The sequence below is a fragment of the Bacillus sp. 11B20 genome (assembly GCF_056098985.1).
In genome coordinates, this window is sequence record NZ_JBLZWZ010000009.1 from 296,409 (window position 1) to 322,871 (window position 26,463).

The following is a 26,463-nucleotide window of genomic DNA, read 5'->3' on the forward strand; positions in this document are numbered from 1 at the left end:
ACCCCAAAATTTCAGATCACACGTCTCCCCTCTTTAATTTTCAAGAAATCTTCGGGCTGCCTTGCTTTCAACAAAAAAAGAAGCACGTGCCATGTTCTGGCAAGTACTTCTTTTTAATCGTAGCGTTTCCTCAGCGTTGAGGCTGGAAGATTCATTTGTTCGCGATATTTTGCAATGGTTCTGCGCGACACGCGGATGCCAAAGGTTTGCTGAAGCAGCGTCATGATTTGCTGATCTGAATACGGCTTTTTCTTATTTTCCGTTTGAATGAGCTCTGCAATATGCGTTTTGACTGTGTAGCTGGACGCCTCTTCTAGCGAATGCCCTTCTAATTTTGCTTGGAAAAATTGTTTCATTTCCATGAGACCATAAGGGGTTTGCACCATTTTCCCTTTTACAGTACGGCTGACTGTTGACTCATGGACTTGCAGTATATCTGCGATCCGCTTCATAGTAAGCGGTTTCATTTTATGTTTCCCTGTTAGGAAAAAATCCGTCTGATGTGAGATAATCTCACGAACGACATGAGTCATCGTTTGCTTTCTTTGCCTCAGCGCTTGGACAAGCCAATTGTACTGCTGCTCTTTTTCCTTTAAATACGTGTATGCTTCGTGCCGCTTTTGGTCTTGAATCATGGCGAAGTAGCCTTCATTCATTTCAACGTCTGGAAAAGCGCGCTGATTTAACTCAAATGTGATGTGATCCTGCACCACAGTAATCGTCACATCAGGCTCGATATACACATGCTCTTCATCAGATGAGAAATGAAGGCCTGGTCTTGGTTCAAGCTGAGACACTTCATCTTGTACCGCTTGGAGTGTTTTCATTGAAACACCTGTTTTCGCCGCAATTTCCTTCCAAGCCTTTCTGGCAAAAAGAAAGAAATGCTCTTCGATGATCAGCTCAGCTTCATACCAGCGCTCCTTTTTTCTTCGCAGCTGAAGGAGAATGCATTCCTGCAATGATCTTGCGCCAATCCCGGCAGGCTCTAGTGATTGCAGCTGATGAAGGATGGCTTCTACTTCTTCAGCTGGCACCTTTAAGACAGCTGCCATTGCGTCGATCGGTTCATTTAGATAGCCATTGGAATCAATGGACTCAATCATAAAATGAAAGATTCTTTGATTCTTTTCACTTAAATTCAAATCAATCGCCTGTCTTTTTAAAAACATTTGCAGGCTTTCTTTTTGATGCGTTCGATACGGCTCTGTCATTCGTTCTTGTGATTTTTTATGATAAACTGGTTGATAGCTGTCCGTGTCTTTCCGCTCAATCAGAGGGTTCTCAAGCGCTAACTGGTCAAGATACTCGCCGAGCTCTGCGCAATTCAGCTGCAGCAGCGTAATGGCCTGCCTGAGTTCTTGTGTGAGCACCTGCTTTAATACCTGTTCTTGTTGCAGTTTAAGGCTCATTGTCTCCCCTCCCTCTCATCATTTTACATGAAGATTGACGGACCGTATATACGAAATAGGAGTGATTTCTATGTCTGAACTTTTTTCCGTTCCATACTTTGTCGACAACTTGAAACAGCACATCGCCATGAACCAAAATGAAGACAAAGTTCATGCGATGAATGCCTATTACCGCTCAGTGGTGTCAACGCTTGTTCAAGACCAGCTGACCAAAAATGCGGTTGTATTGAAGCGAATTCAGCATCTTGATGAAGCCTATCAAAAGGTGAAAAAAGAAAGCGAATGAACGAAAAAGAACACCCTTTTGTCAAGATGACAAAGGGTGTTTATCATATGCAAAAAGCTTCTGATCCAGCCTCGATTTATACATCATTAAAAAGCCAGACCGCCCTACAGTATAGATAATAAAGGCAAACCATAGGCCATGATTGTGCCAAATGGGCGTGACCACGGTTTGAACGACGATAAACAAAATCATTGCAAACAGCATCGAATTTCTAACAGGGGCAATTTCTGTCGCACCTGTAAATACGCCGTAAATGACCAAACCGAAACAAGCCGCAAACGGATAAAGTACAAGCCAGTCCGCATAGCGTAATGTCACGTCAAGCAGCTGAGGGAGATTTGTAAACAGGCTCAATATCGGCTCTTTTAATAGAAAATAAACCGCCGCAATGACACATGCCATAACAAGTGCCCACTGCCTTGAAAGGGTTAAAGTTTTTTCATAAAGAGAACGGTCATTTGCACCAACTGACCGCCCAACAAGGATGCTGGACGCATTGGCAAAACCATCGAACAAATAAGCCATGATGTAGTGAATTTGAAATAAGATAGCATTAGCTGCCAGCAGCTCCGTACCAAAAGAAGCCCCTTTTGCCGTAAACATGTTGATGACCACTAGCAGACAGATCGTCCGGATAAACAAATCTTTATTCACATGAAACATTTTCTGCACTGCGTGAGTATCCATGATTTTCTTAATGGAAGGCATCTGGAATCCGTTTGACGAATGCTTCATGATGATCCATGCCCCTAACACAAAAGCGGTTAGTTCAGACATCAATGTCGCAGCCGCAACTCCTTTGACCGCAAACGAAAACACATGAACAAGCAGAAATGCAAGCGCCATATTCATGACATTGATCAAGATTTGTAAAGAAAGGGCTTCTTTCATTTTTGCCATCCCCATCAGCCAGCCCAATATGACATAATTCATTAAAGTAAAAGGCGCTCCCCAAATGCGAATATGAAAATAGTCTGCGGCAAATTGACGGACATCAGCATCAGGAGAGATCACTAGAAAAGCAGATTGAATAATCGGCCATTGCAGGGCAATAAAACAAAGTCCGACGATGATGGCGACGAAAAAAGGTCTTAGAAAAGCAAGAACACCCTGCTCCTCATTCTGCGCCCCGTTTGCCTGGGCGGCAAAAGCAGATGTACTTACCCGCAAAAAACCAAACAGCCAATATAATGTACTGAAAATGAGACTGCCGACCGCAACGCCTCCAATATAAGCAGGATTTGCGAGCTGACCGACAACCGCTGTATCAACAGCTCCAAGTAAAGGAGTGGTCATCGTTGAAATCGTTAAAGGAATGGCCAAAGCTAAATACGCTCGATGGTTCACGACGCCACCTGCCTTTCATGAAAAATAGCCTCTTCTCAAAGAGGCATTGATAATAAAGCTTTACCGAACCGGTCTGCCAATCGTTCGTGACAAAGGATGGTCTGCGAGCATTGCATCTCTCATTTTCCGCACCGCTTCCTCTTCTGATGAAAAGAATTCTTCCTTTGATTGAAATTGGGCGACAAGCTTTCCTTGATCAAGAATCGCCAATTGATCACTTAAGTGATAGGCTGCTGTCATATCATGTGTAATAAATAAGTAAGCCACACCCAGCTCCTTCTTTAATTCTACTAATAAATCTAAAATGACAGCCTGTGTGACCATGTCTAAGCTGCTGACAGATTCATCAAGTACAATGAGCTTTGGCTGGAGCAATAAAGCTCTAGCAATGTTGATCCTTTGCAGCTGGCCGCCGCTGAATTGGTGCGGATATTTAGACAAATCTTTTTCACTGAGCCCGACTCTTTCCAACCAATGAATCAGCACGTTTTTACGTTCCTTTCGGCTCATGGTTTCATAGTTTTCAAGCGGTTCAGATAAAATTTGTTCAACTGTCCATCTTGGATTTACCGCCGAATAGGAATCCTGAAATACCGCTTGCACATGCCTGCGAAAATGCTTACGTGTTTGCTGATCTGCACGATAAACATCCTGACCTTCAAAAAGAACCTGTCCAGCTCTTGGTTTCTCTAAACCAAGTATGATGCGGCCAAGTGTACTTTTTCCTGCACCGCTTTGTCCCAGCAGTCCAAGGCAAGTGCCTTCTTCAATGTTCAAATCGACGCTTTTCAGGACAGGGGCTGCGCCTTTATTTCTCATTAGAAACGACCGGCTGTTGTATGCATGACTGACTGCTTTCACTTCTAATAAATGCAAGGGCCTTCTCACCTCAAATCGGGCAAACAGCTGGGATAGATGGACGAGCTGCTAATAGTTTTTTTGTATAATCATGCTTTGGTTGTTCAAAAAGTTCAAGAACTCCTGCCTTTTCCACAATTTCTCCTTGTTTCATGACGACAACTTGATCTGCCATTTCAGCAATGACACCAAGATCGTGGGTAATGAGTAAAATGGCCGTTCCATAGTTATGACGAATTTGGTTCAGATGCTGAAGCACCCGTTTCTGATTGTGTACATCTAAAGCAGTTGTCGGCTCATCTGCAATGATGAGGGGCGGGTGCATACAGGCAGCCATGGCGATCATGACACGCTGCAGCATCCCTCCGCTTAATTCAAAGGGGTATTTGTTGAACAGTTCGTCTGGCTGCGGCAGATTCATTTGCGCTAAAGCATCCATTGCCTGTGCTCGTGCCTTCTTTTTACTAACAGCAGAATGCCGGCGGATGGTTTCAACCAGCTGATGGCCGATTGTCCATACCGGCGTAAAACTGTTCATTGGATTTTGCATAATATATGAGATGTCTTTGCCTCGAATAGACCGCATATTCTTTTCACTTATACCGATCAATTCTCGTCCCTGTAATGTGATACTGCCAGTGACTTCAGTTGTTTTTCGATCAAGCATACGTAAGATCGACATACTTGTCACTGTTTTCCCGCAGCCGCTCTCACCAATTAATCCAAGGATTTGACCGCGCTCTACTTCAAACGATACTTCTTGAATAAGAGGGGTTGTCCCTTGAGGTGTTTTCGTATGCACATGCAGGTTCTCTATTTGTAAAATGGGCTCTTGCACATTGATCATTCCTTTACACACGGCGTTTGATACCATATTTCTCTGAAAGGGCTTCTCCTAGTAAATTAAACAGAATCACCACAGTCATGATCACAAGACCCGGGTACAGCATCAACTGAGGATTCGTTTGAATATACGACTTCCCTTCATGAATCATTGCTCCCCATTCAGGCATAGGAGGCTGAACCCCTAATCCGAGGAAAGACATCGCAGAAATGTCCATAATCGCCCAGCCCATTTCGAGTGTTCCAATGACTGCTAAAGGCGGCAGGACATTGGGAATCATATGCTTTCTCATGATGTTCCAGTGCGAGGTCCCACTGATTTTTGCAGCTGCAATAAAGTTCTGTTCTTTTAAACTGAGCACCATTCCACGGAAGACGCGGGCATAATACACCCATTGCACAAGCATCAAGGCAAGTACGACTTGAGAAAGTCCCGGACCGAAGATGCCGACTAACCCAAGGATCAGCACCAAGTTTGGAAATGCCATGACACCGTCACAGATTCTCATCAAAACATGATCAATCCAGCCGCCTTTGTATCCTGAAAACAGGCCGACAATTAAACCAATGAATAACGAAGAAAGAAAGATTAATAACGCACAGCCAAGCGAAACACGCGCACCATATAAAATACGAGATAAATTGCACCGCCCTAATTGATCTGTTCCAAGCGGATACTCCCACGAAGATCCCTTTAGCTTCATCGCTAGATTAACAGCTGCCGGATCATGCGGGGCGATCCATGGCGCACATATTGTCACAATCAGCAGGAGACCGAGCAGCAGGGCGCAGATCGAGATCATCTTTTGATGAGAGAAGAGATGTTTTACTTTTGTCATCATTGCTGGCGGCCTTCCTTTCTAGAAATACGAGGGTCAATGATCAGCTGAATCAAGTCAACCATCAAGCTGCTCAAGATAAAAATACAGGCTGACATGAGGACATAAAATTGAATGACTGGCAGATCCCGGTTAAAGATCGCTTCAATAAAAAAGCGGCCAAACCCTGGCCATGAGAAAACGGCCTCTACAATAATGGTTCCGGTTAACAGCTTGCCGAGGTTCACCCCAAGACCGGTCAGCATCGGCGATATCGCAATTCTGAACACATGCTTGAACATGATCGATTGTTCCTTCAATCCTCTCATTCTCGCATATTGAACGAAAGGTTCTTGAAGCGCCTCACTCACACTTGAACGTAACAGCCTTGTATACGTAGCAATTAAAGGGACTGCCAGTGTGATCGACGGCAGGATGAGATGCGCCCATGTTCCGACCCCTTCAACTGGTAAAAGGTCTAGCTTCACTGAAAAAAAGAAGATGAGCAAATACCCCAAAACAAACGTTGGGATAGATGCTCCTAAGAAAGAAATCAGCCGGCTCACATGATCAACGGCACCATTTTTCCTCATGCCGCTGAAAAAGCCGAGCGGAATGCTGACACAAATAGCGATCAGCAGACTGGTCAGTGCCAATTGAATCGTTGCCGGTATTCGATACATCACCTCATCAACGACAGGCTGATTGGACATATACGACCGGCCGAAATCAAGATGAATGACTTTTTCAATGGTATGAAGATACTGCATATAAAATGGCTCATCTAAGCCGAATTCACTTCGTTTTTGCGCTAATATTTCATCCGTAGGTTGGATATGAGCCGCTGCTAAATATGCCTCAGCCGGGTCAACTGGCGAAAGGTGAATCATACCAGTTGTGAGCAGTGTGGCTAATAAAAATACAGGAATAATTGATAGCAATCGTTTGACGATATAGCGGCCCATTTCCTTACCTTCCTTCTGTTACTTCAGCTTAATGCCTGTGAAAGGTTGTTCATCACGATTCGCAGGGAATTCAAAGTCTTTCACAGCTTTTTGATAAACGGCTGTCTTTTTAAAATAAGAGATTGGCACAATTGCCCCTTGATCCTGTAAAGAGGATAAGACAGACGAATACAGTGCTTTACGTTTCTTTTCATTTGTTGTTGATGGAATTTCCGTCATTTCTTTGATCAGCTTTTCCTTATTTGGGTAGGCTGAAATGGCTTCTTTGAATCCAAATCCATCTGATGAGAGAACGTTCATAAACGTATGCGGATCATACGGCGCTCCGTAGTTGCTAAAGAAGTTCATATCAAACTTATTGGCTTTAAAGCGCTGAACCTGTGTGGCCAAATCCACACCCTCAAGCTTGACGCCGACACCAACGGCTGCCCATTCGGCTTGCAGCGTTTCTGCCATCGCTTTTTGAATCGATTCTGCCGAGTCATACATCATGCTGAACTCAAGCTTTTTCCCATCTTTTTCACGAACGGATTTTCCTTTTGGAAGTGTCCAGCCCGCTTCATCCAGCAATGCTTTGGCTTTATCCACATCATATTTGAAAGACTTCACCTGAATGTTTGACGTATACGGCATGTTTGTCGGCAAGATGTGATCTGCTTCATCCTCTAAACCAGAAGTGACCCCTTCTACCATTGATTTTTTATTGAAGGCATATTGAAGGGCATGACGCACTTTCTCATCTGACAGCTGATCCACTTTTGTGTTCATGACAAGCTGTCTCGTTGCAACAGGCTCTGACATTTTCGTTTCATACTTGCCGCTTGCCTCTAGCTGTTTGTAGGAATCAAGGCTAATGGTTCCTTCTCCGTAAAGTAGATCCACATCACCTTTTTCAAATGCCATGACTCTCGTTTCCGCATCTGGGATAACCTTTACCTTGATTTCTTTTACCTTTGGTTTTTCTCCCCAATAATGATCGTTTCGTTCGAAAATAGCATAATCATCTTTCTTATATGTTTTTAAAATCCAAGGGCCTGTCCCCACTGGTTTTTCAATTCCTTTTGACGTATCTCCATTTTTAGGGAAGCCTGCTTCACCTAAGAAACGAACTGGACGAACAACGGCTAATTCTTGAACAGTTGGATAATATGGTGCTGTTAATGTGAGTTTAAATGTCTTTTTATCAACGGCTTCTGTCTTTTTGATTTTCTTAATGACACCTAACCAGCTATGTAAATCTTTATTTTTTAAAATCGTATCAAAGTTCTTTTTAACAATATCCGCATTAAATTCAGAGCCATCTGAGAATGTTACTCCGTCTCTTAAATGGAACGTATACACCTTGCCATCCTTTGAAACATCCCATGATTTCGCTAATTCTGGTTTCAGCTTTCCATTCTTTTGATAGCTCACCAACGGCTCATAAATCATTGATTGTGCAAACAATTGTGATGGGTTGTATACGTGTGGATTCATTTCACCAATATCTCTTGGCCACGCCATAGTGATCATGTCAGGGTGATCCTTGTTTCCATCCGCTCCATTGTTTGTTTGAGAGCATCCTACTAATAAAAAGAGAATAAGCAGGAAGGGTAACACAGTATTTATTTTAATTTTCGGAAAATTATTCCAAATAGTCATAAGTTGCTCCTCCTAATTGATGCTGATAATCATTTTCATTTTAAGGAGGAAGGGAGCCCTTGTCAATATCATATTTGAAACGACATGACAATACTTATTCCTAATTATTCCACAAATTGAGGAATTTGATAGAAAGAGAGGCAGGCTGCTTACGAATGAGCAGCCTGTGAAGAGGTAAATGTTTTTTCTCGCAGCATGTCATGAAGTATATGGATGATACGCTCCTGATCTGCATCTGTCATGCTCGTTCCAGACGGGAGACAAAGCCCCCTCTCAAATAACAGCTCGGATACAGGCGTCCCTTTTTCCGCAGTATAAAAAGGGCAATGGCGAAAGAGCGGCTGCTGGTGCAGCGGCTTCCATACATGCCTTGCTTCGATTTGTTCTTTTTCTAAAGCAAGAATGATATCTGCTGGAGACAATTTTGTATCACGATCAATTGTCAATGCCGTCAGCCAGCGGTTGGATTTCGTTTCTTGATATTCTGGCATCAAATGAAGACCCTCCGCTTCTGATAAAGCGTCCTGATAACGCTGGAAAATGCGGCGCTTTTGATCAACACGCTCGTCCAGCACTTCCATTTGAGCAATCCCGACCCCTGCTAAGAGGTTGCTCATGCGATAGTTGTAGCCCATCTCTTGATGCTCATAGTGCATGGCTTGTTCTCTGGCCTGTGACGCAAGAAAGCGGCATCGTTCAATCGCAGCTTCATCATCACTCACAAGCATTCCGCCCCCTGATGTTGTAATGATTTTATTTCCATTAAAAGAATAGATACCGAACCTGCCCATTGAGCCGCTTTTCCTTCCTTTATACAGCGCACCTAACGATTCAGCCGCATCCTCAATGACGGGTACATCATATGCTTCACACAGAGCCATGATTTCGTCCATTTTTGCACTTTGCCCATATAAATGGACGACAATGACCGCGCGAGGTTTTTTACCAAGACGTTTTGATTCAACAAAGGCTTTCTCTAAAGCAAGCGGGCACATATTCCACGTCTCCCTTTCAGAATCAATAAAAACGGGCGACGCTTGTTCATATAAAATCGGATTTGCCGTTGCAACAAACGTGAGGGTGGAACAAAAGACAATGTCTTCTTTTTGTACACCTATCAGCTTTAAAGCAAGGTGAATCGCCGCTGTTCCTGAGGATAAAGCCGCGCCTGTCTTCACTCCTGCATAGTCCGCTACTGTCTGCTCAAATTCATTCACAAGCGGTCCAAGCGGCGCAATCCAGTTGCTCTTGAAGGCTTCCTCTATTTTGAGATCCTCTTTTCCGCTCATATGCGGAGGAGATAAGTAAATTCGCTTCTTTTCTTTCATCACTTTCCACCTTCTTTCCGATCTTTGATTTCCATTGCAGGAATTCCTACCGCAACCTTCTGATCATGTATATCTCTTGTCACTGCTGCTCCAGCGCCAATGACCGTCCAGCTTCCAATCGTTGTACCCGGTGTCACGACGGCACCTGCCCCAATATGTGCACCCTCCCGCACGGAAACACCGCCAGTCAGAACCGCGCCTGGTGACAGGTGCACAAACGATTCGAGTATGCAGTCATGCTCCACGATAGATCCTGTATTCATAATCGCATGCTCACCGATGGCTGCATCTGCTTGTACCACTGCCCTTGCCATCACGACAGTCCCCCTTCCAATGACAGCTGACGGACTTATGACCGCCTCTGGATGAATGAGTGTGGCGTACGCTGTATTTTCAAATGAGAGGCGTTCCTTCATGAGCAGTCTGATCTCATTTTGTCCGATTGCAATCAGCCATTTCATATGTGGCATGGTCTTTCTCAGCTGCTCACTCATGGAGATCGGTCCATACAAAATCCCGCTTTGAGTGACCACCTCTTCAAATTGATCATCTAACACCGCACATAATGAGTAATCGGAATGTGCAAAAATGAGATCTTGGATGACTTTGCTATGTCCTCCAGCCCCAATTAAACCAATGGTTTGCTTTTTACATATCGGTTCCTTTGAATTTTTCAGCTGTGGCATGATCCGGCTGCTGCACCCCCTCTGTTTTCATGACTTTCAGCAAGGTCATCCATAGAATTTTCATATCGAGCCAAAACGATTGATGCTCGACATACCAAAGGTCATAGGTGAATTTCTCCTCCCAGGAAAGCGTGTTTCGGCCGTTCACCTGTGCCCATCCTGTTATGCCGGGCTTCACAAGATGACGCCTTGCTTGTTCCTCTGTATACATAGGCAAATACTCCATCAAAAGCGGTCTTGGCCCGACGAGACTGAGCTCTCCTTTGAGTACATTGACAAGCTGCGGCAATTCATCAAGACTAAGCTTTCGAATCAAGGCGCCGGTTTTTGTTAAACGCAGATGATCTGGCAGCAGCTCCCCATGTTCGTCGCGTTCATCGGTCATTGTCCGAAATTTATAGAGCATAAAAGGCCTGCCATACAGACCAGGCCGCTTCTGCCGAAACACCACAGGCGTTCCAATTTTCCATCTAATCAGTCCATAGATGAGAAGAAAAAGAAGACTGCCTGCGATGAGCAGCGTCAATGCCACCATCACATCGATCATTCTTTTCATCATTGCATCTCCTTTTCATATTAGCGGGAGACCGCATGTTTTACCTTACGCATCAGCTGCATCCGCTCTCGTTTCGTTCCTGCAAACACATACAAGTAGCCTATATAGAGAATGAAACAAAGCCCGCCAATACAAAACAGCTCCCACCATGAAGTCACGTTATATACCACTTGAATTCCTGCGCAGACGCCCCAAATAAATAGCGCTCCTGCAAGCGGAACCAGCGTATGCTTGTAAAAGATGGTGCGTTTCTGATTCGTGATGCTAGCCGTATAAAATGGCAGAAACACAATATTTTTGATCAATAAAACCATTGCCCCCGCGGATGCAATGCCATATAAACCGAGCTGCAGCATATGAGTCAATCCATAGGCAAAAAGCACATTAGACACACCTAATATAAGGGTGATAACCGCAGGAACTTTAAAACGATTAAACACGGTTGGCACATATGTGAGCGGTAAAAACATCAAGGTCAAACATAAATAAGCCGCATGAATCATGAGAAGCCATTTCAGCTCCTCAAAAGCAGGGCCAAGCCATAGAAGCATGAGCGGACCAGCGAGACCTCCTAAAAGCGCGGCTGGGAACGCAACAAATAAGCCGCTCCACTTAATAGCATTTGCAGCATATTGAATGAGCCCCTCTTTGTCGTGATTCGAATAAAATTTCGTGATTGTTGGTGCAAACACAACGGCCAGTGTCCCTGCCAGTGTGCGTAATAATAATGGAAATTGTAAAATCGCCGCATATTTGCCTGTCGCTTCAGCTCCAATGAGCAAGTTGGTCATCAATAAATCAATTTGTAAAAACAACAAAATCCCCATTTGCTCAAATGAATGCCAGACCCCTGATCGAACAAGGGTGAGACTAGACGATAACGAGACATGCCGCCACTTAAACGAAAACCAAGGGATGAGTTTTTTAAAATAATAGATACCGATCCCCATAGCCGCTAAGCTTCCAATGACGGCCGCAAGTGGAATATGCCAAATGGCTGGTGTCGTCCATGTAAACAGGATGACAATCATCAGTGCTCTCAGAAACATTTGAATTGCCTGTCCAACACTTGATACATAGAGCTTATTCGCATAAAACGGTGCAGCCCCAATGCCAGACATGACGAAATTGAGCATAAATAAAAGACCCCCTAAAATAAAGGCGGTCTGTGTGTCTTTTGCGAGATGATCGGGCACATGAAGCCACTCAACCAGCTGATGAGATATGAAAAGACAAAGCAAAAAGAGACTAATAGATAGTAAAAACGAACTGACGAAATAGGAAGCGAGATAGCGCTGCGCCTTCTCCATCTCTCCTTTATGAGCCGCCACAGAAAAAAAACGCACAACAACCGCACTTAACGAAGCGGTAATGACCGATAAATAGTTGATCATGTTTTGCGTCAGATGGATTAAGCCGAATGCTTCCACTCCAAGCGTATGAACAATATAAGGTGTTAAACAAACAGACATGAGCATCATCAGGACAAATGTGATTAAGTTCGCACTGGCATTATAAAGAAACGCTCGATTCATTGTGCTTTCACGCAGCGTTTAAGAGCCCTCATCCAGCTTCCTCTCCCTTTTGACCACTTGTTTTCATCAGCTGATGAACGGCCTCTTTCACAGCGGTCTCATTTGGTTCTTTTAAAAGGGTCATAAACGGAAGGTGAGCCACCCACTCAAATCCCTCCATCACCTTATGATCAAACGACCTAAGGACAACACATGGTGTATGAGTGATCGCACAAAAGATCATGCCATGCAGACGATCTGTCACGACGACCTGCGTTTGTTTTAACTCCGTCCACAAAGACGTTAACTCCTCCAAGCGAGTTGTTCGATCGACCCGTCTGCCAATTGTCGTTGTGATCAAACCGACTTGATCATATGTCTCTTGGATATACTGCTGCAGCTGCTGGCGCTCCTCCTTTGTGAGATATGCTTCTTGATCCTCACGCAGACAAAGCAGAACCCCTTCACGTGTTTCATCCTTTGATGATTCGTCTAATGACAGCACCATATCAGGCTGTTTCCACACATCTTGATCAGGAAAATGCTGCTTCATCCATTCATAGGTTGTTTGATCTCTTGCCATGAGGAGCAGTCTTGGATGCTGCTTATACGTGTGTATGGCGCGGCGCTCCTCCCTTTTCCCTTTCTTTGTTTCTGTAAAATGCACAGTAGCAGGCAGCTGGATCATGGGATAGGACTTGAAGGTCTTGATGATAAATTGTCTCGTCCATTCTTCGTACCGGTATAAATCCCCCATATTGCCCCCACCGATCATACAGACGATGTCTTCTGGATGCCGGCTGCGCTTTAGCGGACGGGCAAGGCGATAGATCTCTTTCATGTCCACTTCTATGATGTCATAGGCTGGAAAGTGTTTCTTTAAAAAACAATAACTCGCATAGGCAATCGCATGATCCCCTAAATTATCATGGCCCGGCAGCAGCGTGAGAATGATTTTCTTCTGATGACTCAGCTCTGGCAGCCTTTGGCGGCTCAGTCTATACTCAAGCGGATATTTGACCTTTAAGAGCAGCCACTCTGCGGTTTTTGCCTTCATTTGCTGCACTGTCAATCCCATCACCCCTATTTCCTTGTCTGATATTCGATCCATTTTTGATAGCTAGATGCCGCGGCAGAAAGCGGATAAACCAATCGGCACTTAGCAAGAAATAAAATCATTCGCTTTCGTACTGTGAGCTTCGATGGTTCCACTTGTTTGACGGCATGCTGAAAGGCATCATGTGTGACCATTTCACGCATGTGATCAAGCTTTTCCTGAATAGAGAGATCATTTTGGCTCTTCCATTCGTTGAGCATACAATGAAGCGTATGATTGACGATAAAAAAGTCTAATGCTTTCTCATACAGAGAGAGGTCATCATGCTCTTTTAAAAAAGAGCGCTGTGCATGATAAAAGGTCAGTCCATGATGAAAATACTGCTTCTGATACCGCTGTACAATAGATGACAGATGAACCCTGTAATAATAAAGAGGCTCATGAACAAAAGCGATGCTGCGTGCTAAAGAAAAACAGCGCAGCGTCACATATTGATCTTCAATGTTCTCTAGCTCCCCCCGCAGCGGAAATCGAATGTGGTGTTCTTCCATAAAGGCACGCCGATACAGCTTATTCCATGAGAATCCAGTCAAGTCTCCATGTAATAACGCTTTGATTAAATCCGTTTTTTCAGCTGACCGCTTGTCTAACAGCGTCGTTGCTATCGTTCGCTTTGACTGTTCAAATTGAATCCAATACTCGCTCACAACAAGATCTGCCCCGGTCATTTCGGCTTTTTCATACATAGCTTCACAGTAATGAGGAGCGAGAATATCATCTGAATCCACAAAGGCGAGATACGTCCCTTTCGCTTCCTCGATGCCCCGGTTTCTCACAGCGCCTAACCCTTGATTGGATTGATGGATTACCCGGAAACGCTCATCACGCTCAGCAAATGCTTCAAGCCATTCACCGCTGCGGTCGGTCGATCCATCATTGATAAGAATGACTTCTATATCGGAAAAGCTTTGATCTGCAATTGATTGAAGACATTGCTCCACATATTGACTCGTATTGTAAACTGCGACCAATAGACTGATAGCTGGCATTACAGCATGCCCCACCTTTCTTCAAATCTATTTATTAAATATCGTTCTATACGGCAAAACCGAAGAATCGAACGGCATCAGCATGATGCTGTACAGAATATAGCAAACAGCAATCCCTACATACATAAACACATTAGACCGCTGATCAAAAATACGTGTGAAATATGGCAGTAAAATGAGCTGATACAAGCCAAAATAAATATGAAATCTTGCATAAATGACATCCTTCGTTGCAAGGATGCCAAACAAGAAACCAAGCAAACAAAAATTCACAATGTAATCACTCTCAGGTGTCAGCTCACGAAGTCGTTTTCGATAAAAGAAAGCGAGCAGAAGCGGCAAAATCAAGACACCGATTTTTGTCACATTCATTCCATTCGTATTCGTTGTGAGCCATTCCTCGTAATGACCATATGAACTTCCTTGCAGCATCACGACAAACACTGAGACAAAACGGTCATAAAGCGCGGTTAAGCCTAAGAAAATCAGGCATAAGAACAGCATCATCCAAGACCAAGCCTTTGTCCTCACAATAAAATACACAGGAATCATGATGAGAGCCGATGAATGAAACAATGAACATACAAGGACGAGCGGAAAATACAATTTCCACTGACCATTGATCACCAACCGGATGGCATAAAAAAGAATCGCTGCCACCATATACTGACGCATGCCATTAAATGACGCATAATAATGAAAGGTCCCAAGAAAAAGCAGCATACTGAGCTCAAATGGACGGCCATATTGAATAAGCGTCTTGATAATAAAAAAATAAGTAATGGCTCCGACTGAGATATACATGATTTGCGGATCATGAGTCAGTTGATTAAGCATCCATAAAATAAACGTAAACCCTGGATCCGTTGCGGCTTTATCCACACCGAATCCAAATATATGCCAAGGCTTTTCATAGTTAATGGAGAACTCATACATCTGTCCATATGTGACAAAATCGGTTCCTACTTTATACCGAATACCAGACACGATACAAAGAAACAAAAACGGAAAAAACACAAGAAGCTTGTTAGGCCGCCATCCGCTTTGAATGGTATCATCACGTCTGCCGTAAAATGCGGCAAAGCTCGACCATAAATAGACCATGATCATGTTCACCAAATAAACCGCCATCTGCCATTCCTTCCTTACAGTCCATATAGATTCATCACACGTGTAATATTCTGTTTCACATCAAATCCTCTTTGTTCAAGCTGTGAGGTAATGGTCTCTTGAAGAGGAGGTTCTGCATGATATGCTTCAAGCACCGCCTTCATCCATTCATGCGCGGAATCTCGCAGCGACATCCTTTTCACAAGCCCGCAGCCTAAATCTACTTCCTCTGTAATATGATCTGAAATCACACAAGGCAGCCCAGATGCCTGTGCTTCCACTAATACAAGCGGAAGACCTTCAAACAAGGAAGGCATCACAAAAACATCAAATGCTTTCATATACTGTGGAACGTCTGATACGACGCCTGTAAAGACAATGTCCTCCATCAGGCCTGCCTTCTCCGCATACGATTCGACTACTTGCTTCAGCGGTCCATCTCCTACGAGGACAAGCTGAAATGAAACGCCTTGCTTCTTTAAGGTCTGGGCCAGCTCCATAAAAAAAACATGATTTTTTTGCTCATGGAACCGCCCAATATGACCGATGATCATGTTTTTTTCGCGAAGATAGAGCTGCTTTTTGATCTCCGCCTTTTCGTCTGGATCAGGCTGAAAAAAAAGGGATAAATCAATCCCATTTGGCAGCACCTCAACTTGCCCGTTCTGCATTTTTTTCTGTCCAAATAAAAAGACTCCGGCATCCTCGCCGCATGCAACAAGCTGTGTAGAGAATGCAAAGATCAGCTGGCGAAACCCTTTGAGCATCATATGATCCAGCCAGTTTGGCGACTGCTTCCACGCTGTATTATGCGAATGGCAAATGCGCACCTTCACACCCGCTAGTTTTGCAGCAAGTGCGGAGAAGCCTGTCTGAAAATCCGTATGTGCATGCACGGCCTGATAGGGTCCTGTTTGCCTAATTGTCTTTGTCAATGTTTTCACAAAAGCAACCGGAGAGGACGCCCCAATACTCGGGACATAAAAGATGCGTCCCCCAAGCTCGCGAATTTCCTCATCATAATCACAGACGTCCTGCCGGTGGGTAATGAAATCAAATTGAAGGACATTCCTGTCGAGTGCACGATAGATGTTCATAATCATCGTTTCAGCTCCGCCGCGGTTCATCCCGCCCACAATATGAAGCACGCGCTTTGGCTCACTCATCCCGAACAGCCCTCCTCTTCAGCATAGACGACGCCAGCTTCCGGCGATGATAAAGCTTCATGACCTTCGGTGACAAGCAGGCACGGACCACCGGTTTTAGAGCAAATAAATAGTCAAGCGGCGATAGCTTTAATAGCCAGCATGCTTTCAAAACGAGCCAGGCATTATCCATCGAATATCGAAACTTTCGCCGCTGAAAGGCTGCTTCATCCTCTCTCACAAGATATAACGGCTCTTGTAAATTAAAGCCTTTCCTCCCAGCAGCAAAAAAGCGGATCCAAAGATCGATATCTTCCATCCGCCTTGTTGTTTTCACAGAGCGATATCCATTTAAAGCTTTGTAAGCAGAAGCCCTCATCATAATGGTCCCATGACAAAAAGGAGTCCCTCTTGCCATCACCTTCCGATCAGGCTCTGAAACAAGTGCCCGTACACCCTTTGTTCCCGTTTCATCAAAAACTGTCATCGCCGTACCGACCACATCGTATTCAGGATATGTATCGAGGAAATGAACCTGTTTTTCTAAACGAACAGGCACCGATAGATCATCGCCATCCTGCCTTGCAATCAACTCTCCCCTCGCTTCAGCCAGACAGCGATTGAGACTGGCAGCGAGCCTTTGATTTTGTTGATTACGGATCATGCGAATTTTTTCAGGATGTCGTTTTGTATAAGACAGCACTTTCTCATAAGTGCCATCTGTTGATGCGTCATCACATATGATGAGCTCCCAGTTTTCATATGTTTGATGAAGAATGGATTCAATACTTTCTTCTACTGTCTCTTGGCAATTGTAGACACCCATGATAATAGACACCTTTGGTTTACGCATGCTGTATCACCTTCTCTGCTTGATCCATATAAATTGTATAAATTTCTTCCATTGCACTGACCGTCTGCTCCTGTGCAAATGCATGAGCGATAGATCGTCCCGCTTTTCCCATGAGGGGCAGCTGATCCTTTTTGTCATAGAGCTGCTGCAAGTAATCAGCTAAACCATTCACATCTTGCGGTTTAACTAAAAAACCATTGACGCCATGTTTGACAAGCTCACAATGCCCTCTATTCTCCGTTGCAATCACGGGTTTTTCTGCCGACATCGCTTCAAGCAGGTTCATGCCGAGCCCTTCTCTCAAGCTGGTGGAAACACACACATCGCTCAAATGCATCCATTCCTCCATTTGTTTGCAAAACCCAGCAAAGTGAACATGCTTTTCAAGCTGGAGCTGGTGAGTAAGCTTTTCATAGTTTGGCCTCATTGTCCCTTCCCCGGCAAACACGATCTTTATATTTGGTATTTTCCTAGACAGCTGTGCACATGCTTTGATGAGCATTCCTTGATTTTTATTCATGTTTAATTCGCCAGCACACAGTACGATAAAATCTTCCGCAGAAAAGCCGTAGGCTGCGCGGAGACGCTGTTTCTCTTTTTCATCAACTGGTGCGAACCGTTTCATATCCACACCCATACCGGGCACATAATAAACAGATGTCCGCTCTTTTGATAGACGGTCTGCTCTTTTAAAATCCTCCCCATTAATGGTGATCAGTGCGTCTGTATAGCGGGCAAGAAATCTCTCAATTGGATAATAGAGCAGCCAGTTTTGAAGCGGCGCCCCCTGCCAAAAGTGAAAGCCATGTGCCGTGTAAAGAACCTTCGTTCCTTTTTTGCGCGCGCCTTTGGCTGCAAGCCTGCCAATGACACTTCCCATTGGTGTGTGGCAATGGATGAAATCATAGTGCTCTTTCGCTAACAGCTTCTTCAGTTCTACATACGCAAGCCGGTTGCGGACATGAAAAGGAGAGCGCTGAATCGGAATCGAGTGAGCTTGATTCACATGGGGCAGCTCCAGCTGGCCATTTGCCGCTGTATGCACTTCCCATCCTTTTTCCTGAAACCACCGGAAATATGGAAGATGAAAGGCCTTAAAGTGATAATCAACCGTTGCGCAAAACAAGACTTTTTTCTTCATTGGCAAGCGGCTCCTCCTCTCGTTTCATCTGTTCGGACAACATATCATGCGACTCAATGGCCGCAAATAATGCTTGTCTCATTTGCTCTTCACTCATCATGTCAAATTCATGTATAAAGCGGTTCAGCACATATGGGTCACCATCCAGCGCATGGCCAATATGAATTTTCGGGAAGATTTGTTCCTGTGCTTTTTCATGCTGGTTCAGTAGTTCTTCGTACATTTTCTCCCCAGGACGAATGCCTGTGAAAGTGATCGGAATCTGGTCTGTGGTGTAGCCTGAGAGGTGAATGAGGTTTTCTGCGAGGTCTACGATTTTCACTGGCTCCCCCATATCTAAAACAAAAATCTGTCTTCCTTCTGCCAGTGCACCTGCCTGAATCACAAGCCTTGATGCTTCTGGGATGGTCATAAAATATCTTGTCATGGCTGGGTGCGTGACTGTCACCGGCCCGCCTTGCTCGATTTGTTTCTTAAAAATAGGGATGACGCTCCCTCTGCTTCCAAGTACATTTCCAAATCGAACGGCGACAAATTTTGTTTCGCTGCTTGCCCCCATTTGCATAATCAGCATTTCAGCAAACCGCTTAGTGGCTCCCATCACATTGGCAGGGTTGACTGCTTTGTCAGATGAGATGAGGACGAATGTTTCAATGCCGTGCTCGTGCGCGGCTTCTGCGACATTTTTTGTGCCGATAATATTGTTTTTCACAGCTTCTTTCGGACTGATCTCCATGAGCGGAACATGCTTATGTGCCGCAGCATGATAAATCATATCCGGTTGAAACTGACCAACGATTTCACTCATTTTCTGTTTATCTTGAATATCCGCAATTTGTGGATAGAGTCTGATGCTGTCTCCATATAATTCTTTCAGCTCTAGTAAAATAGAATGAATGCTAAATTCTCCATGTCCCACAAGTACAATCGCTTGAGGAGCAAACACACAAATTTGACGGCAGATTTCTGACCCAATTGATCCGCCTGCCCCTGTGACCATGATCGTTTTTCCTTTTAAATGAGCAGATAGACGGCTCGTATCTAATTGAATCGGTTCTCTCCCTAGTAAATCCTCTGGCTGTACATCCCGTAATTGATTCAGCGCATGGGTTCCTTTTAAAATCTGCTCCATTTCCGGCATGATCTGTGTTTTGACTCCAGTCGCTACACATTCCTTATACAGCCCTTTTAAGGTGTGGCTGCTTTTAGATGGAATGGCAATGATGATCTTCTGAATATCCATCATCACGACAGCTGTTTGAATTTGTTCTTTTCCTCCTATGACAGGCAGACCCATAATTTCAAGCCTATGTTTCGTCTTGTCATCATCGATGAAGGCGACTGGCTCAATATGTACATCACTCGATTGCTGTAGCTGACGAACGAGCATGGTCCCCGCTGATCCGGCGCCAATGATTAATGCCCGCTCCTTTTCTGCCTGAAGCCGCTTTGCTCCGTCATGAAATAGCCTGGAAGCCATCCGAGAGGCACCGATGAATAAGATATGAAAAAGCCACACGATGAATAAAAACCGAAATGGCCATGTCTGCACGAAAAGGTACAGCATCGTCATCGAAAATAAAAAAGAACACACAAAGGTCTTCATTAAAGAAAATAACTCTCTTACTCCTGTATAAGCCCATACTTGCTTGTACACATGAAATATGCAGGCAAATAGATGGTGCCCAATGAGCAGACTGAGTGAAGAAATGGCGAGCATTTCAAATGTATAAACGGTTAAAGCCGCCTCTTGGACAAATTGAAAACCAAAAAAGACGGCAACTAAGATGAGATATGAATCTAGTGCTACGATGATTGATAATCTTTGGGCGTAAGTCAACGCTCCTCCCCCTTTTTAAAGCATCACTATTCTTACGTAACATGGGCATCAAACCCGTCCTCACATCCCACTACTGATGACGAGCATCTAAGGCACCGGTTGTGCCCACAGCAGGATCGAGTGCCTCCATTGTTAAAGATTAGGAGACATCACCTATCAATCTTTTTAATACATGTACAGCCTGCCCTTTTTCTCTTTCTTGCCATTTAGCATAGCTCCAAGCAGTTTACTTGTTGTTCCCTCTAATACTTCTTTTGATTTCTTCACAGCAGCAATCTTTGTTTTGCCGCTTAAGACAACGAGAATGCTCCCATCCGTCCGGTTCGCCAAGATCTTTGCATCTGCAACTGGCAGAAGCGGCGTGGAATCAACAATCACCATGTCATATTGCTGTTCAATCTCATAAAATAGCTGCTTCATCACAGAAGAGGAGAGCAGCTCAGCTGGATTCGGCGGAATGGTTCCGCTCGGAAGCAGCTCTAAATGCTCAATCGGTGTCGGTAAAATAGCTTCTTCCAAGCTGCAATTATTTAATAGCACATTTGTCAAACCGGTGTGATGACTCAGGTCAAAATATTCATGAACGGCCGGCTTTCGCAAATCAGCGTCCATGAGCAGCACCCGCTTGTTCTGCTGTGCAAAAACAGCTGCTAAGTTTGCAGCCGTAAATGATTTCCCTTCCTTCGGCAAGGAAGAGGTCACTAATATCGATTTCAGCCTTGTTTGGATCGATGTAAATTCGATGTTTGTTCGGATCGTACGGAATTGTTCCGCAATGACAGAGTGAGGATTTAAAACAGAAATACAGGATAAATCTCTCTTTTCTCTCTTCTTCCTCTTAAAGATCAATGTTCTGTCCTCCCGTTATGACGGACTGCTTGTCTTTTTTGGCCCTCCTGTCTGCCTGCATCTGATAGACACTGCCAAGGGACGGCAATCCGATCTCTTCTCTTATTTGATGTGTTCGTTTTACAGTATCATCGAGTAAATTCATTAAGAAAATGAGTGTCATTCCCCCTAATAAAGAGGCGCCTAGTGCCAGAACGATATGAACGAATTTCCTCGAATTCATCAGAATCGTGTTAGACAGCTTGGCTTCAGACAAAACATTAATGCGATCCATATTCATTGTTTTTTTGATTTCTTCTTGCAGCACCTCTGTTGCAGTATTCGCAATGGCGACTGCCTTCGCGCGATCCTCATCTTGTACAGAAATATTGATGACCTCAGACTCATTTTCTGTACTTGTGGCAATTTTGTGTTTTAATCCTTCTGCTGATTCTGTGAGATGGAGTGTTTCTTTTACTTTTTCAATGACGATTGGGCTTTTTAATAAAACTTGAAAGGTACGTGTATATTGAAGGTTCATCTGAATATCGTTTAAATCTGCTTGTGCGTCATTGCTGCGTTTATGAACAAGAATTTGAGTGGTTGCCTGATATACAGGAGTCGAGACATAGAACTGATAATAGGCTGAAATGCCCGTTACGATCAGGACAATCAGGATCAGAAGGGCCATTTTCTCTTTAATGACAGAAAACAGCTGCTTAAAACCTATATTCTCATTCATAGATACCTCCCGATTTCATCATAAAAAGGTTATATATGGTTTCTTTTTGTTAATGATTGGATTATAAAAGATAATACCCGCAAAGAAAAATGTCATAATAGGTCTTATAGTTCTTTTTAAAGAACGAAATCGTTCGTTTTCTTTTGTTTACTTCCTGATTCTTACGTTTTTGAATTTTATAAAGAACAATTTATTTCTTATAATGAACGAAAAGGTCGCAGAACTATTCGCCGGGGAGAAGGGAGATCATTGATCGAATGATAGGCAAGGTGATACGCATTTACCGAAAGAGAAAAGGATACTCGATTCAGCAGCTGGCTGAGGATGCTCATGTCTCTAAGTCATATTTGAGCAAAATTGAGCGTGGTGTCCACAGGAATCCATCTGTCCAGTTCTTAAAAAAGGTATCCTCTTCATTAGAGATTGATTTACAAGAGCTGTTTGATGCAGAGACGATGATGTTTCATTACACTGAGGGTGATGAACACGAATGGCGGGAGCATATCGTCAATGCCGTCCAAGCCGGCATGCCTAAAGAAGAGCTCTATCAGCTGCTCCAAACGTATCGAAAGGAGCAGGAAGAAAAGTCGATACATGTCACCCATAGAAAGCTGACTGACTCAAATATTGCAGAATGGAAGCGTCTAATGAGTGAAGCGAAGGCAATTGGCTTAAGCATTGAGGAAGTAAAAGCTTTCCTCAACAACATGGGAGAACGCCGGGCGTAAGCCTTTCAGGAAGAATGATTGCGGGGAGAGGCGTTTGACGCTTCGATGAAAAAGAGCCTTTGATTCATGAAAGGCTCTTTTTTCTCTTATTCTTCTTTTTTTGTTCGTGCTTTTTTCGTTATATCATTGTTTTTCCAATAGGCCCATAGTGATGTAATCCCTAGAAAGGCCAGCGTGATGAATTGCTGAACGCCTTCTTCATCAATAGGAATTGGGCTTTTTCCCGCAGCGGTTAGCGCACTGTTAACAAGCGCCAGTAAAAGCAGCACAAGCCTTGCAATTGTACCTGCACTAATTTTTTGAACCTGCAACTGTAACCCCTCCCTTTCCTCTTCTCACGGGCGGTATTGCTCGTTCTCTCTCATATGTATGCAGCGGCCGAATGAATAGAAGAACGAATCAAAAAAAGAGACATCATTCCTATACGCGGAATGATGTCTGATTTCATTTGCTATTTATTTAGAAAACATCTCTTTTGCTTCATCCAATGCCATTTTATTGCCTAGAGCTGAGTAATCGAGCCATGGCTGATCGGCAATCGGATAGACTTGGTTTTTCTTCACTGCTTTTAGACCCTTCCAAATTGGAGTCTTTTCTAATTGCTTGAATGCCTGCTGCGCTTTATCATCACGGTTGACGACAACAAAGATCGCATCAGCATCATAATCAGGAAGAACCTCTTGAGAAATCACTTCAAATGGGCGCTTGCTGTCCAGCTTTTTCACACCATCGACAGGTGTCAGGCCTAAATCATCGTATAAAATAGGACCCATTGGGCGCTTCATGCTAAATACGCGAAGCTCCTTTGCTGTCACACGGATCGCCATGACTTTTCCGTTTCCAATCTTTTTCTTGATGAGCGATTTGACTTCTTTTGCTTCTTGATTGTAATTCTTAATATATTGGTCCGCTTCTTTTTCTTTATTGACGTGTTTGGCGATTTTTTTCAAGTGATCCCGCCATGTGCCATCATTTAAATTAAACACTTCTGTTTTGGCGATCTTCTTATATTTCGATAAGTCTTGTCCGGCTAATTCTTCATCAACATAAATAACATCTGGTTGTAACGCAAGCAGTGATTCCATATCTGGATCAGCTGCAATGCCGAGCTTCTTCGTCTGACTCAGCTGCTTTTTCGCATGTGGAAGGAAATCTTTTAAGTCTCCTCCTACAACAGAGCCCGCTGGTTTGATACCGAGTGCTAACAAGTCATTCGTTAAATGAATGGACAAGGAAGCAATCTTTGGTGTTCCATTGGTCTTTTCATTTGTTGTATTCTTTGTTTCCTGTTGTCCGCAAGCGGCAAGCAGCAAGAAACAGAGCGTTAATCCAAACACTAGTAGTTTTTTCATGATGAGTTCCTCTTTCATGTTTATTTCGTTTTAGTTAATAAATAGAGAAAATACGGGGCACCGATAAAGGCCACGACCACACCCGCTGGTATGGCATTTGGAGCAAAGATAGATCGCCCGATTGTATCGGCACTGACCAAAATCAACAAACCAAGCAGCGCACTAACTGGTAAAAAATACTGATGCAGTGACCCGACCAGCCGTCTAGCCAAATGCGGGGCGACGAGGCCAATAAAGCCAATACCGCCTGTCATCGAAACACTTGCACTCGCGAGGCCTACCGCTAAGGTCAGCAAGAGGAGACGTTTACGCTGGACTCGTACACCTACACTTGAGGCGACAGCGTCTCCTAATGTCAATGCATTGAGCGTGTTTGACTGCATCAGCGTAAGCGGCACAAGGCATACAATCCAAGGCAGAAGTGCCAGTACATGAATCCAGTCTCTCCCCCATACATTGCCCACAAGCCATCTCGAAGCAAACGTGTATGTATCTTCATCCAGCTTCAATGACAAATATAAGGTGAGTGCACTAAATCCCGCAGCAACCGCAATGCCAACTAAGATCAGACGGATAGGAACAAGCCCTTCATGCCGGTCATATGCAAGAAGCACAATAACCGCTGCCGCAAGCAGTCCGCCGCCAAACGTAAAGAGCGGAATAAGAAGAGACGGATTGCCTTCAAGTGCATGAAAATATGTCACAAACACAATTAAGCCAAATGCTGCCCCTGCATTCAGTCCAATGATTCCAGGATCGGCCAGAGGGTTACGGGATAAGCTCTGCAAAATGCCGCCAGCAATGCCAAGACCAATACCAGCTAACATCGTCACCACGATTCGAGGCAGACGATAGTCAAACAGCACCGTTTCACTTTGGAAATCTCCAAAGCCAAATAACGTCTTGACGACCATGACAGGGCTGAGTTTCAGCGTACCGGTATTTAAACTATACAGAACAACAGCCGCACTCAGGCAAATCAAAGCGACTGTCACGGCAAGAGCACGCTGTTTCTCTCTCATGACAGGTTCCTCCCTTCTTTTCGGGCAATGTATAAGAAGAAAGGAACACCAACAAGTGCCACCATCACACCAATGGCAAGCTCTCTTGGCGGATTGACTGTACGGCTGGCAAGGTCTGCAAAGACAAGCAGCATTGCGCCTAATATCGCTGACATCGGAATAACGAAACGATAGTCTACACCAACAAGCTTTCGTGCAATATGCGGGATGACGAGACCGACAAACCCAATCGACCCGACTGCTGATACAGAAACCCCTGCTAATAACACAGCAGCGGTCATGCCTAGTATTCGCACTTGTCGGGTTTTCACCCCTAAATTCGCCGCTGTATCTTCACCGAGCGATAGTAAGGAAAGTGACCGGCCTAATAGTATTGCCCATACGATCACAATCAGAATGACCGGAGCAAGAATCGTCAGCTGCGGCCATTTCACACCAGCTACCCCGCCTGCATACCAAAAAGCCAGATCCTGACTCAGGTCAAAATAAATCGCGATCCCAGAGCTGAGCGCATGAAGCAATGCGGCGACAACCGCTCCTGCTACAGTGAGACGCAGCGGTGTCAATACGCCGCCAGCCGCCCCAATCGCAAAGATCAGTAGCGTACTGAGCACAGCACCAATAAAGGAGAAAAACATCAGTGCCGAATAAGGCATTCCTGGGAAAAAAGCAAAACAGAGAGCGACCACAAACATCGCACCGCCATTAATACCCAAAATCCCCGCATCTGCCAGTGGATTTCTTGTGATGCCCTGCATAAGAGCACCCGCTACGGCAAACGCCGCTCCCACTAGAGCTGCCCCTAAAACACGTGGAAGTCTTAATTCATGGATGATCTGCTGCTCTGTGACATTTGACTGATAGTCAAATACAGCTGTCCAAACCGTTTGCAGAGACAATGTTTTTGCACCGTATGACACAGCAAAAAACATGGCAGCCGCTAAACCAATAACGGCGAGAAAAAATATTAAAAAGAACAGAATATGTGATGATCGCTTTTGTTGAGGTTTTCGCTTATCCTGCAAAATCGGTGTCATCCTTTTCTTCATTAAAAGTCAGTTTGAAAATGAGAATCATAATCAACAAAATTATAGCCGCCAGCCTCTAAAAAATCAATGTACACCCTATTTTTTAATTAATGAAGGTATGTGCGGAGTAGAGAAAGGCGGGGTTCTTTTTGCCTCACAGAACGACCTATCATGTTTTCTCATATTTTAATAGGAAAATAGTTGACATTTTGCATGAATATCCACTAAAATTACAAAAGTAAGTCAAATGTTATAAAAATATTACAAACAGATGTCAAAATAATAAAGAATGACCCGTCATGAGAGGAGATTTG

At 44.1% G+C, this 26,463-nt stretch carries 26 protein-coding genes; 2 read left to right on the forward strand and 24 right to left on the reverse strand.

From position 1 onward, the window contains the following. Nucleotides 1-113: 113 nt before the first annotated feature. A complete protein-coding gene (rpoN, locus tag ACN6NB_RS15705; RefSeq protein WP_039181533.1) occupies nucleotides 114-1,412 on the reverse strand; it encodes an RNA polymerase factor sigma-54 in 1,299 nt (432 codons plus the stop codon). Nucleotides 1,413-1,482: 70 nt separating this feature from the next. Between rpoN and yvfG the strand changes: the two genes are divergently transcribed. After that, nucleotides 1,483-1,698: a protein YvfG gene (gene yvfG, locus ACN6NB_RS15710; RefSeq protein ID WP_024423509.1), complete on the forward strand. Its 216-nt coding sequence runs from the start codon at nucleotides 1,483-1,485 to the stop codon at nucleotides 1,696-1,698. A 21-nt stretch (nucleotides 1,699-1,719) separates the two neighbouring features. On the opposite strand, the gene ACN6NB_RS15715 is transcribed toward yvfG, so the two are convergent. From ACN6NB_RS15715 to ACN6NB_RS15805, 19 genes are all read right to left on the reverse strand, one after another. Continuing rightward, nucleotides 1,720-3,045 (reverse strand): MATE family efflux transporter, encoded by a 1,326-nt coding sequence (locus ACN6NB_RS15715; protein ID WP_039181536.1) that lies wholly within the window; start codon nucleotides 3,043-3,045, stop codon nucleotides 1,720-1,722. Nucleotides 3,046-3,105: 60 nt separating this feature from the next. Then, nucleotides 3,106-3,921 (reverse strand): nickel import ATP-binding protein NikE, encoded by an 816-nt coding sequence (gene nikE, locus ACN6NB_RS15720; RefSeq protein ID WP_039181539.1) that lies wholly within the window; start codon nucleotides 3,919-3,921, stop codon nucleotides 3,106-3,108. Nucleotides 3,922-3,934: 13 nt separating this feature from the next. After that, the gene (gene nikD / locus ACN6NB_RS15725) at nucleotides 3,935-4,750 is read right to left on the reverse strand and encodes a nickel import ATP-binding protein NikD (protein ID WP_180272444.1); all 816 of its coding nucleotides are present in this window, start codon (nucleotides 4,748-4,750) and stop codon (nucleotides 3,935-3,937) included. Between the two features lie 4 nt (nucleotides 4,751-4,754). Beyond that, nucleotides 4,755-5,588, reverse strand: coding sequence for a nickel ABC transporter permease subunit NikC (gene nikC / locus ACN6NB_RS15730; protein ID WP_039181542.1), 834 nt, complete (start codon nucleotides 5,586-5,588; stop codon nucleotides 4,755-4,757). After that, complete coding sequence (nikB, locus tag ACN6NB_RS15735) at nucleotides 5,585-6,529, reverse strand: nickel ABC transporter permease subunit NikB (protein WP_039181545.1); 945 nt, start codon at nucleotides 6,527-6,529, stop codon at nucleotides 5,585-5,587. Before nikB ends, nikC begins: the two co-directional genes overlap by 4 nt. Before the next feature lie 18 nt (nucleotides 6,530-6,547). Next, nucleotides 6,548-8,170, reverse strand: a complete 1,623-nt coding sequence (nikA, locus tag ACN6NB_RS15740; RefSeq protein ID WP_126682324.1) for a nickel ABC transporter substrate-binding protein — start codon at nucleotides 8,168-8,170, stop codon at nucleotides 6,548-6,550. A 149-nt stretch (nucleotides 8,171-8,319) separates the two neighbouring features. Then, entirely contained in the window at nucleotides 8,320-9,498 is a 1,179-nt protein-coding gene (locus tag ACN6NB_RS15745; RefSeq protein ID WP_247543772.1) for a DegT/DnrJ/EryC1/StrS family aminotransferase, read from the reverse strand. Then, the gene (locus tag ACN6NB_RS15750) at nucleotides 9,498-10,184 is read right to left on the reverse strand and encodes an acetyltransferase (RefSeq protein WP_247543774.1); all 687 of its coding nucleotides are present in this window, start codon (nucleotides 10,182-10,184) and stop codon (nucleotides 9,498-9,500) included. Before ACN6NB_RS15750 ends, ACN6NB_RS15745 begins: the two co-directional genes overlap by 1 nt. Next, nucleotides 10,147-10,740 carry a sugar transferase gene (locus tag ACN6NB_RS15755; RefSeq protein WP_039181552.1) on the reverse strand — a complete coding sequence of 198 codons (594 nt, stop codon included), beginning with the start codon at nucleotides 10,738-10,740 and terminating at the stop codon, nucleotides 10,147-10,149. Before ACN6NB_RS15755 ends, ACN6NB_RS15750 begins: the two co-directional genes overlap by 38 nt. Before the next feature lie 20 nt (nucleotides 10,741-10,760). Next, nucleotides 10,761-12,275 carry an MATE family efflux transporter gene (locus ACN6NB_RS15760; RefSeq protein WP_144490049.1) on the reverse strand — a complete coding sequence of 505 codons (1,515 nt, stop codon included), beginning with the start codon at nucleotides 12,273-12,275 and terminating at the stop codon, nucleotides 10,761-10,763. Nucleotides 12,276-12,303: 28 nt separating this feature from the next. Continuing rightward, the gene (locus tag ACN6NB_RS15765; protein ID WP_052196536.1) at nucleotides 12,304-13,332 is read right to left on the reverse strand and encodes a polysaccharide pyruvyl transferase family protein; all 1,029 of its coding nucleotides are present in this window, start codon (nucleotides 13,330-13,332) and stop codon (nucleotides 12,304-12,306) included. Nucleotides 13,333-13,337: 5 nt separating this feature from the next. Next, a complete protein-coding gene (locus ACN6NB_RS15770) occupies nucleotides 13,338-14,360 on the reverse strand; it encodes a glycosyltransferase family 2 protein (protein WP_458209009.1) in 1,023 nt (340 codons plus the stop codon). Nucleotides 14,361-14,387: 27 nt separating this feature from the next. Then, complete coding sequence (locus ACN6NB_RS15775) at nucleotides 14,388-15,491, reverse strand: EpsG family protein (RefSeq protein WP_058837592.1); 1,104 nt, start codon at nucleotides 15,489-15,491, stop codon at nucleotides 14,388-14,390. A 14-nt stretch (nucleotides 15,492-15,505) separates the two neighbouring features. Continuing rightward, nucleotides 15,506-16,636 carry a glycosyltransferase family 1 protein gene (locus ACN6NB_RS15780; protein WP_058837591.1) on the reverse strand — a complete coding sequence of 377 codons (1,131 nt, stop codon included), beginning with the start codon at nucleotides 16,634-16,636 and terminating at the stop codon, nucleotides 15,506-15,508. Continuing rightward, nucleotides 16,629-17,468, reverse strand: a complete 840-nt coding sequence (locus ACN6NB_RS15785) for a glycosyltransferase family 2 protein (RefSeq protein ID WP_064498013.1) — start codon at nucleotides 17,466-17,468, stop codon at nucleotides 16,629-16,631. The genes ACN6NB_RS15780 and ACN6NB_RS15785 overlap by 8 nt, the downstream gene beginning before the upstream one ends. After that, the gene (locus tag ACN6NB_RS15790; protein WP_144491524.1) at nucleotides 17,461-18,609 is read right to left on the reverse strand and encodes a glycosyltransferase family 4 protein; all 1,149 of its coding nucleotides are present in this window, start codon (nucleotides 18,607-18,609) and stop codon (nucleotides 17,461-17,463) included. Before ACN6NB_RS15790 ends, ACN6NB_RS15785 begins: the two co-directional genes overlap by 8 nt. Then, entirely contained in the window at nucleotides 18,575-20,449 is a 1,875-nt protein-coding gene (locus ACN6NB_RS15795) for a polysaccharide biosynthesis protein (protein WP_039181574.1), read from the reverse strand. Before ACN6NB_RS15795 ends, ACN6NB_RS15790 begins: the two co-directional genes overlap by 35 nt. Before the next feature lie 165 nt (nucleotides 20,450-20,614). Continuing rightward, nucleotides 20,615-21,298 carry a CpsD/CapB family tyrosine-protein kinase gene (locus ACN6NB_RS15800; protein ID WP_024423527.1) on the reverse strand — a complete coding sequence of 228 codons (684 nt, stop codon included), beginning with the start codon at nucleotides 21,296-21,298 and terminating at the stop codon, nucleotides 20,615-20,617. Next, nucleotides 21,288-22,019, reverse strand: coding sequence for a YveK family protein (locus ACN6NB_RS15805; RefSeq protein WP_024423528.1), 732 nt, complete (start codon nucleotides 22,017-22,019; stop codon nucleotides 21,288-21,290). Before ACN6NB_RS15805 ends, ACN6NB_RS15800 begins: the two co-directional genes overlap by 11 nt. Nucleotides 22,020-22,276: 257 nt before the next feature. Between ACN6NB_RS15805 and slrR the strand changes: the two genes are divergently transcribed. After that, nucleotides 22,277-22,747 (forward strand): HTH-type transcriptional regulator SlrR, encoded by a 471-nt coding sequence (gene slrR / locus ACN6NB_RS15810; protein ID WP_058837587.1) that lies wholly within the window; start codon nucleotides 22,277-22,279, stop codon nucleotides 22,745-22,747. An 86-nt stretch (nucleotides 22,748-22,833) separates the two neighbouring features. Here the strand turns inward: slrR and ACN6NB_RS15815 are convergent, their stop codons facing one another. The 4 genes from ACN6NB_RS15815 to ACN6NB_RS15830 all read right to left on the reverse strand — a co-directional run bounded on the left by ACN6NB_RS15815 (nucleotide 22,834) and on the right by ACN6NB_RS15830 (nucleotide 26,146). Next, a complete protein-coding gene (locus ACN6NB_RS15815) occupies nucleotides 22,834-23,058 on the reverse strand; it encodes a phage holin (protein ID WP_144491525.1) in 225 nt (74 codons plus the stop codon). Between the two features lie 144 nt (nucleotides 23,059-23,202). After that, nucleotides 23,203-24,102, reverse strand: a complete 900-nt coding sequence (locus ACN6NB_RS15820; protein ID WP_039183325.1) for an iron-hydroxamate ABC transporter substrate-binding protein — start codon at nucleotides 24,100-24,102, stop codon at nucleotides 23,203-23,205. Nucleotides 24,103-24,119: 17 nt separating this feature from the next. Next, complete coding sequence (locus ACN6NB_RS15825) at nucleotides 24,120-25,121, reverse strand: FecCD family ABC transporter permease (protein ID WP_064498011.1); 1,002 nt, start codon at nucleotides 25,119-25,121, stop codon at nucleotides 24,120-24,122. Then, complete coding sequence (locus ACN6NB_RS15830; protein ID WP_180272443.1) at nucleotides 25,118-26,146, reverse strand: FecCD family ABC transporter permease; 1,029 nt, start codon at nucleotides 26,144-26,146, stop codon at nucleotides 25,118-25,120. The genes ACN6NB_RS15825 and ACN6NB_RS15830 overlap by 4 nt, the downstream gene beginning before the upstream one ends. Nucleotides 26,147-26,463: the final 317 nt, after the last annotated feature.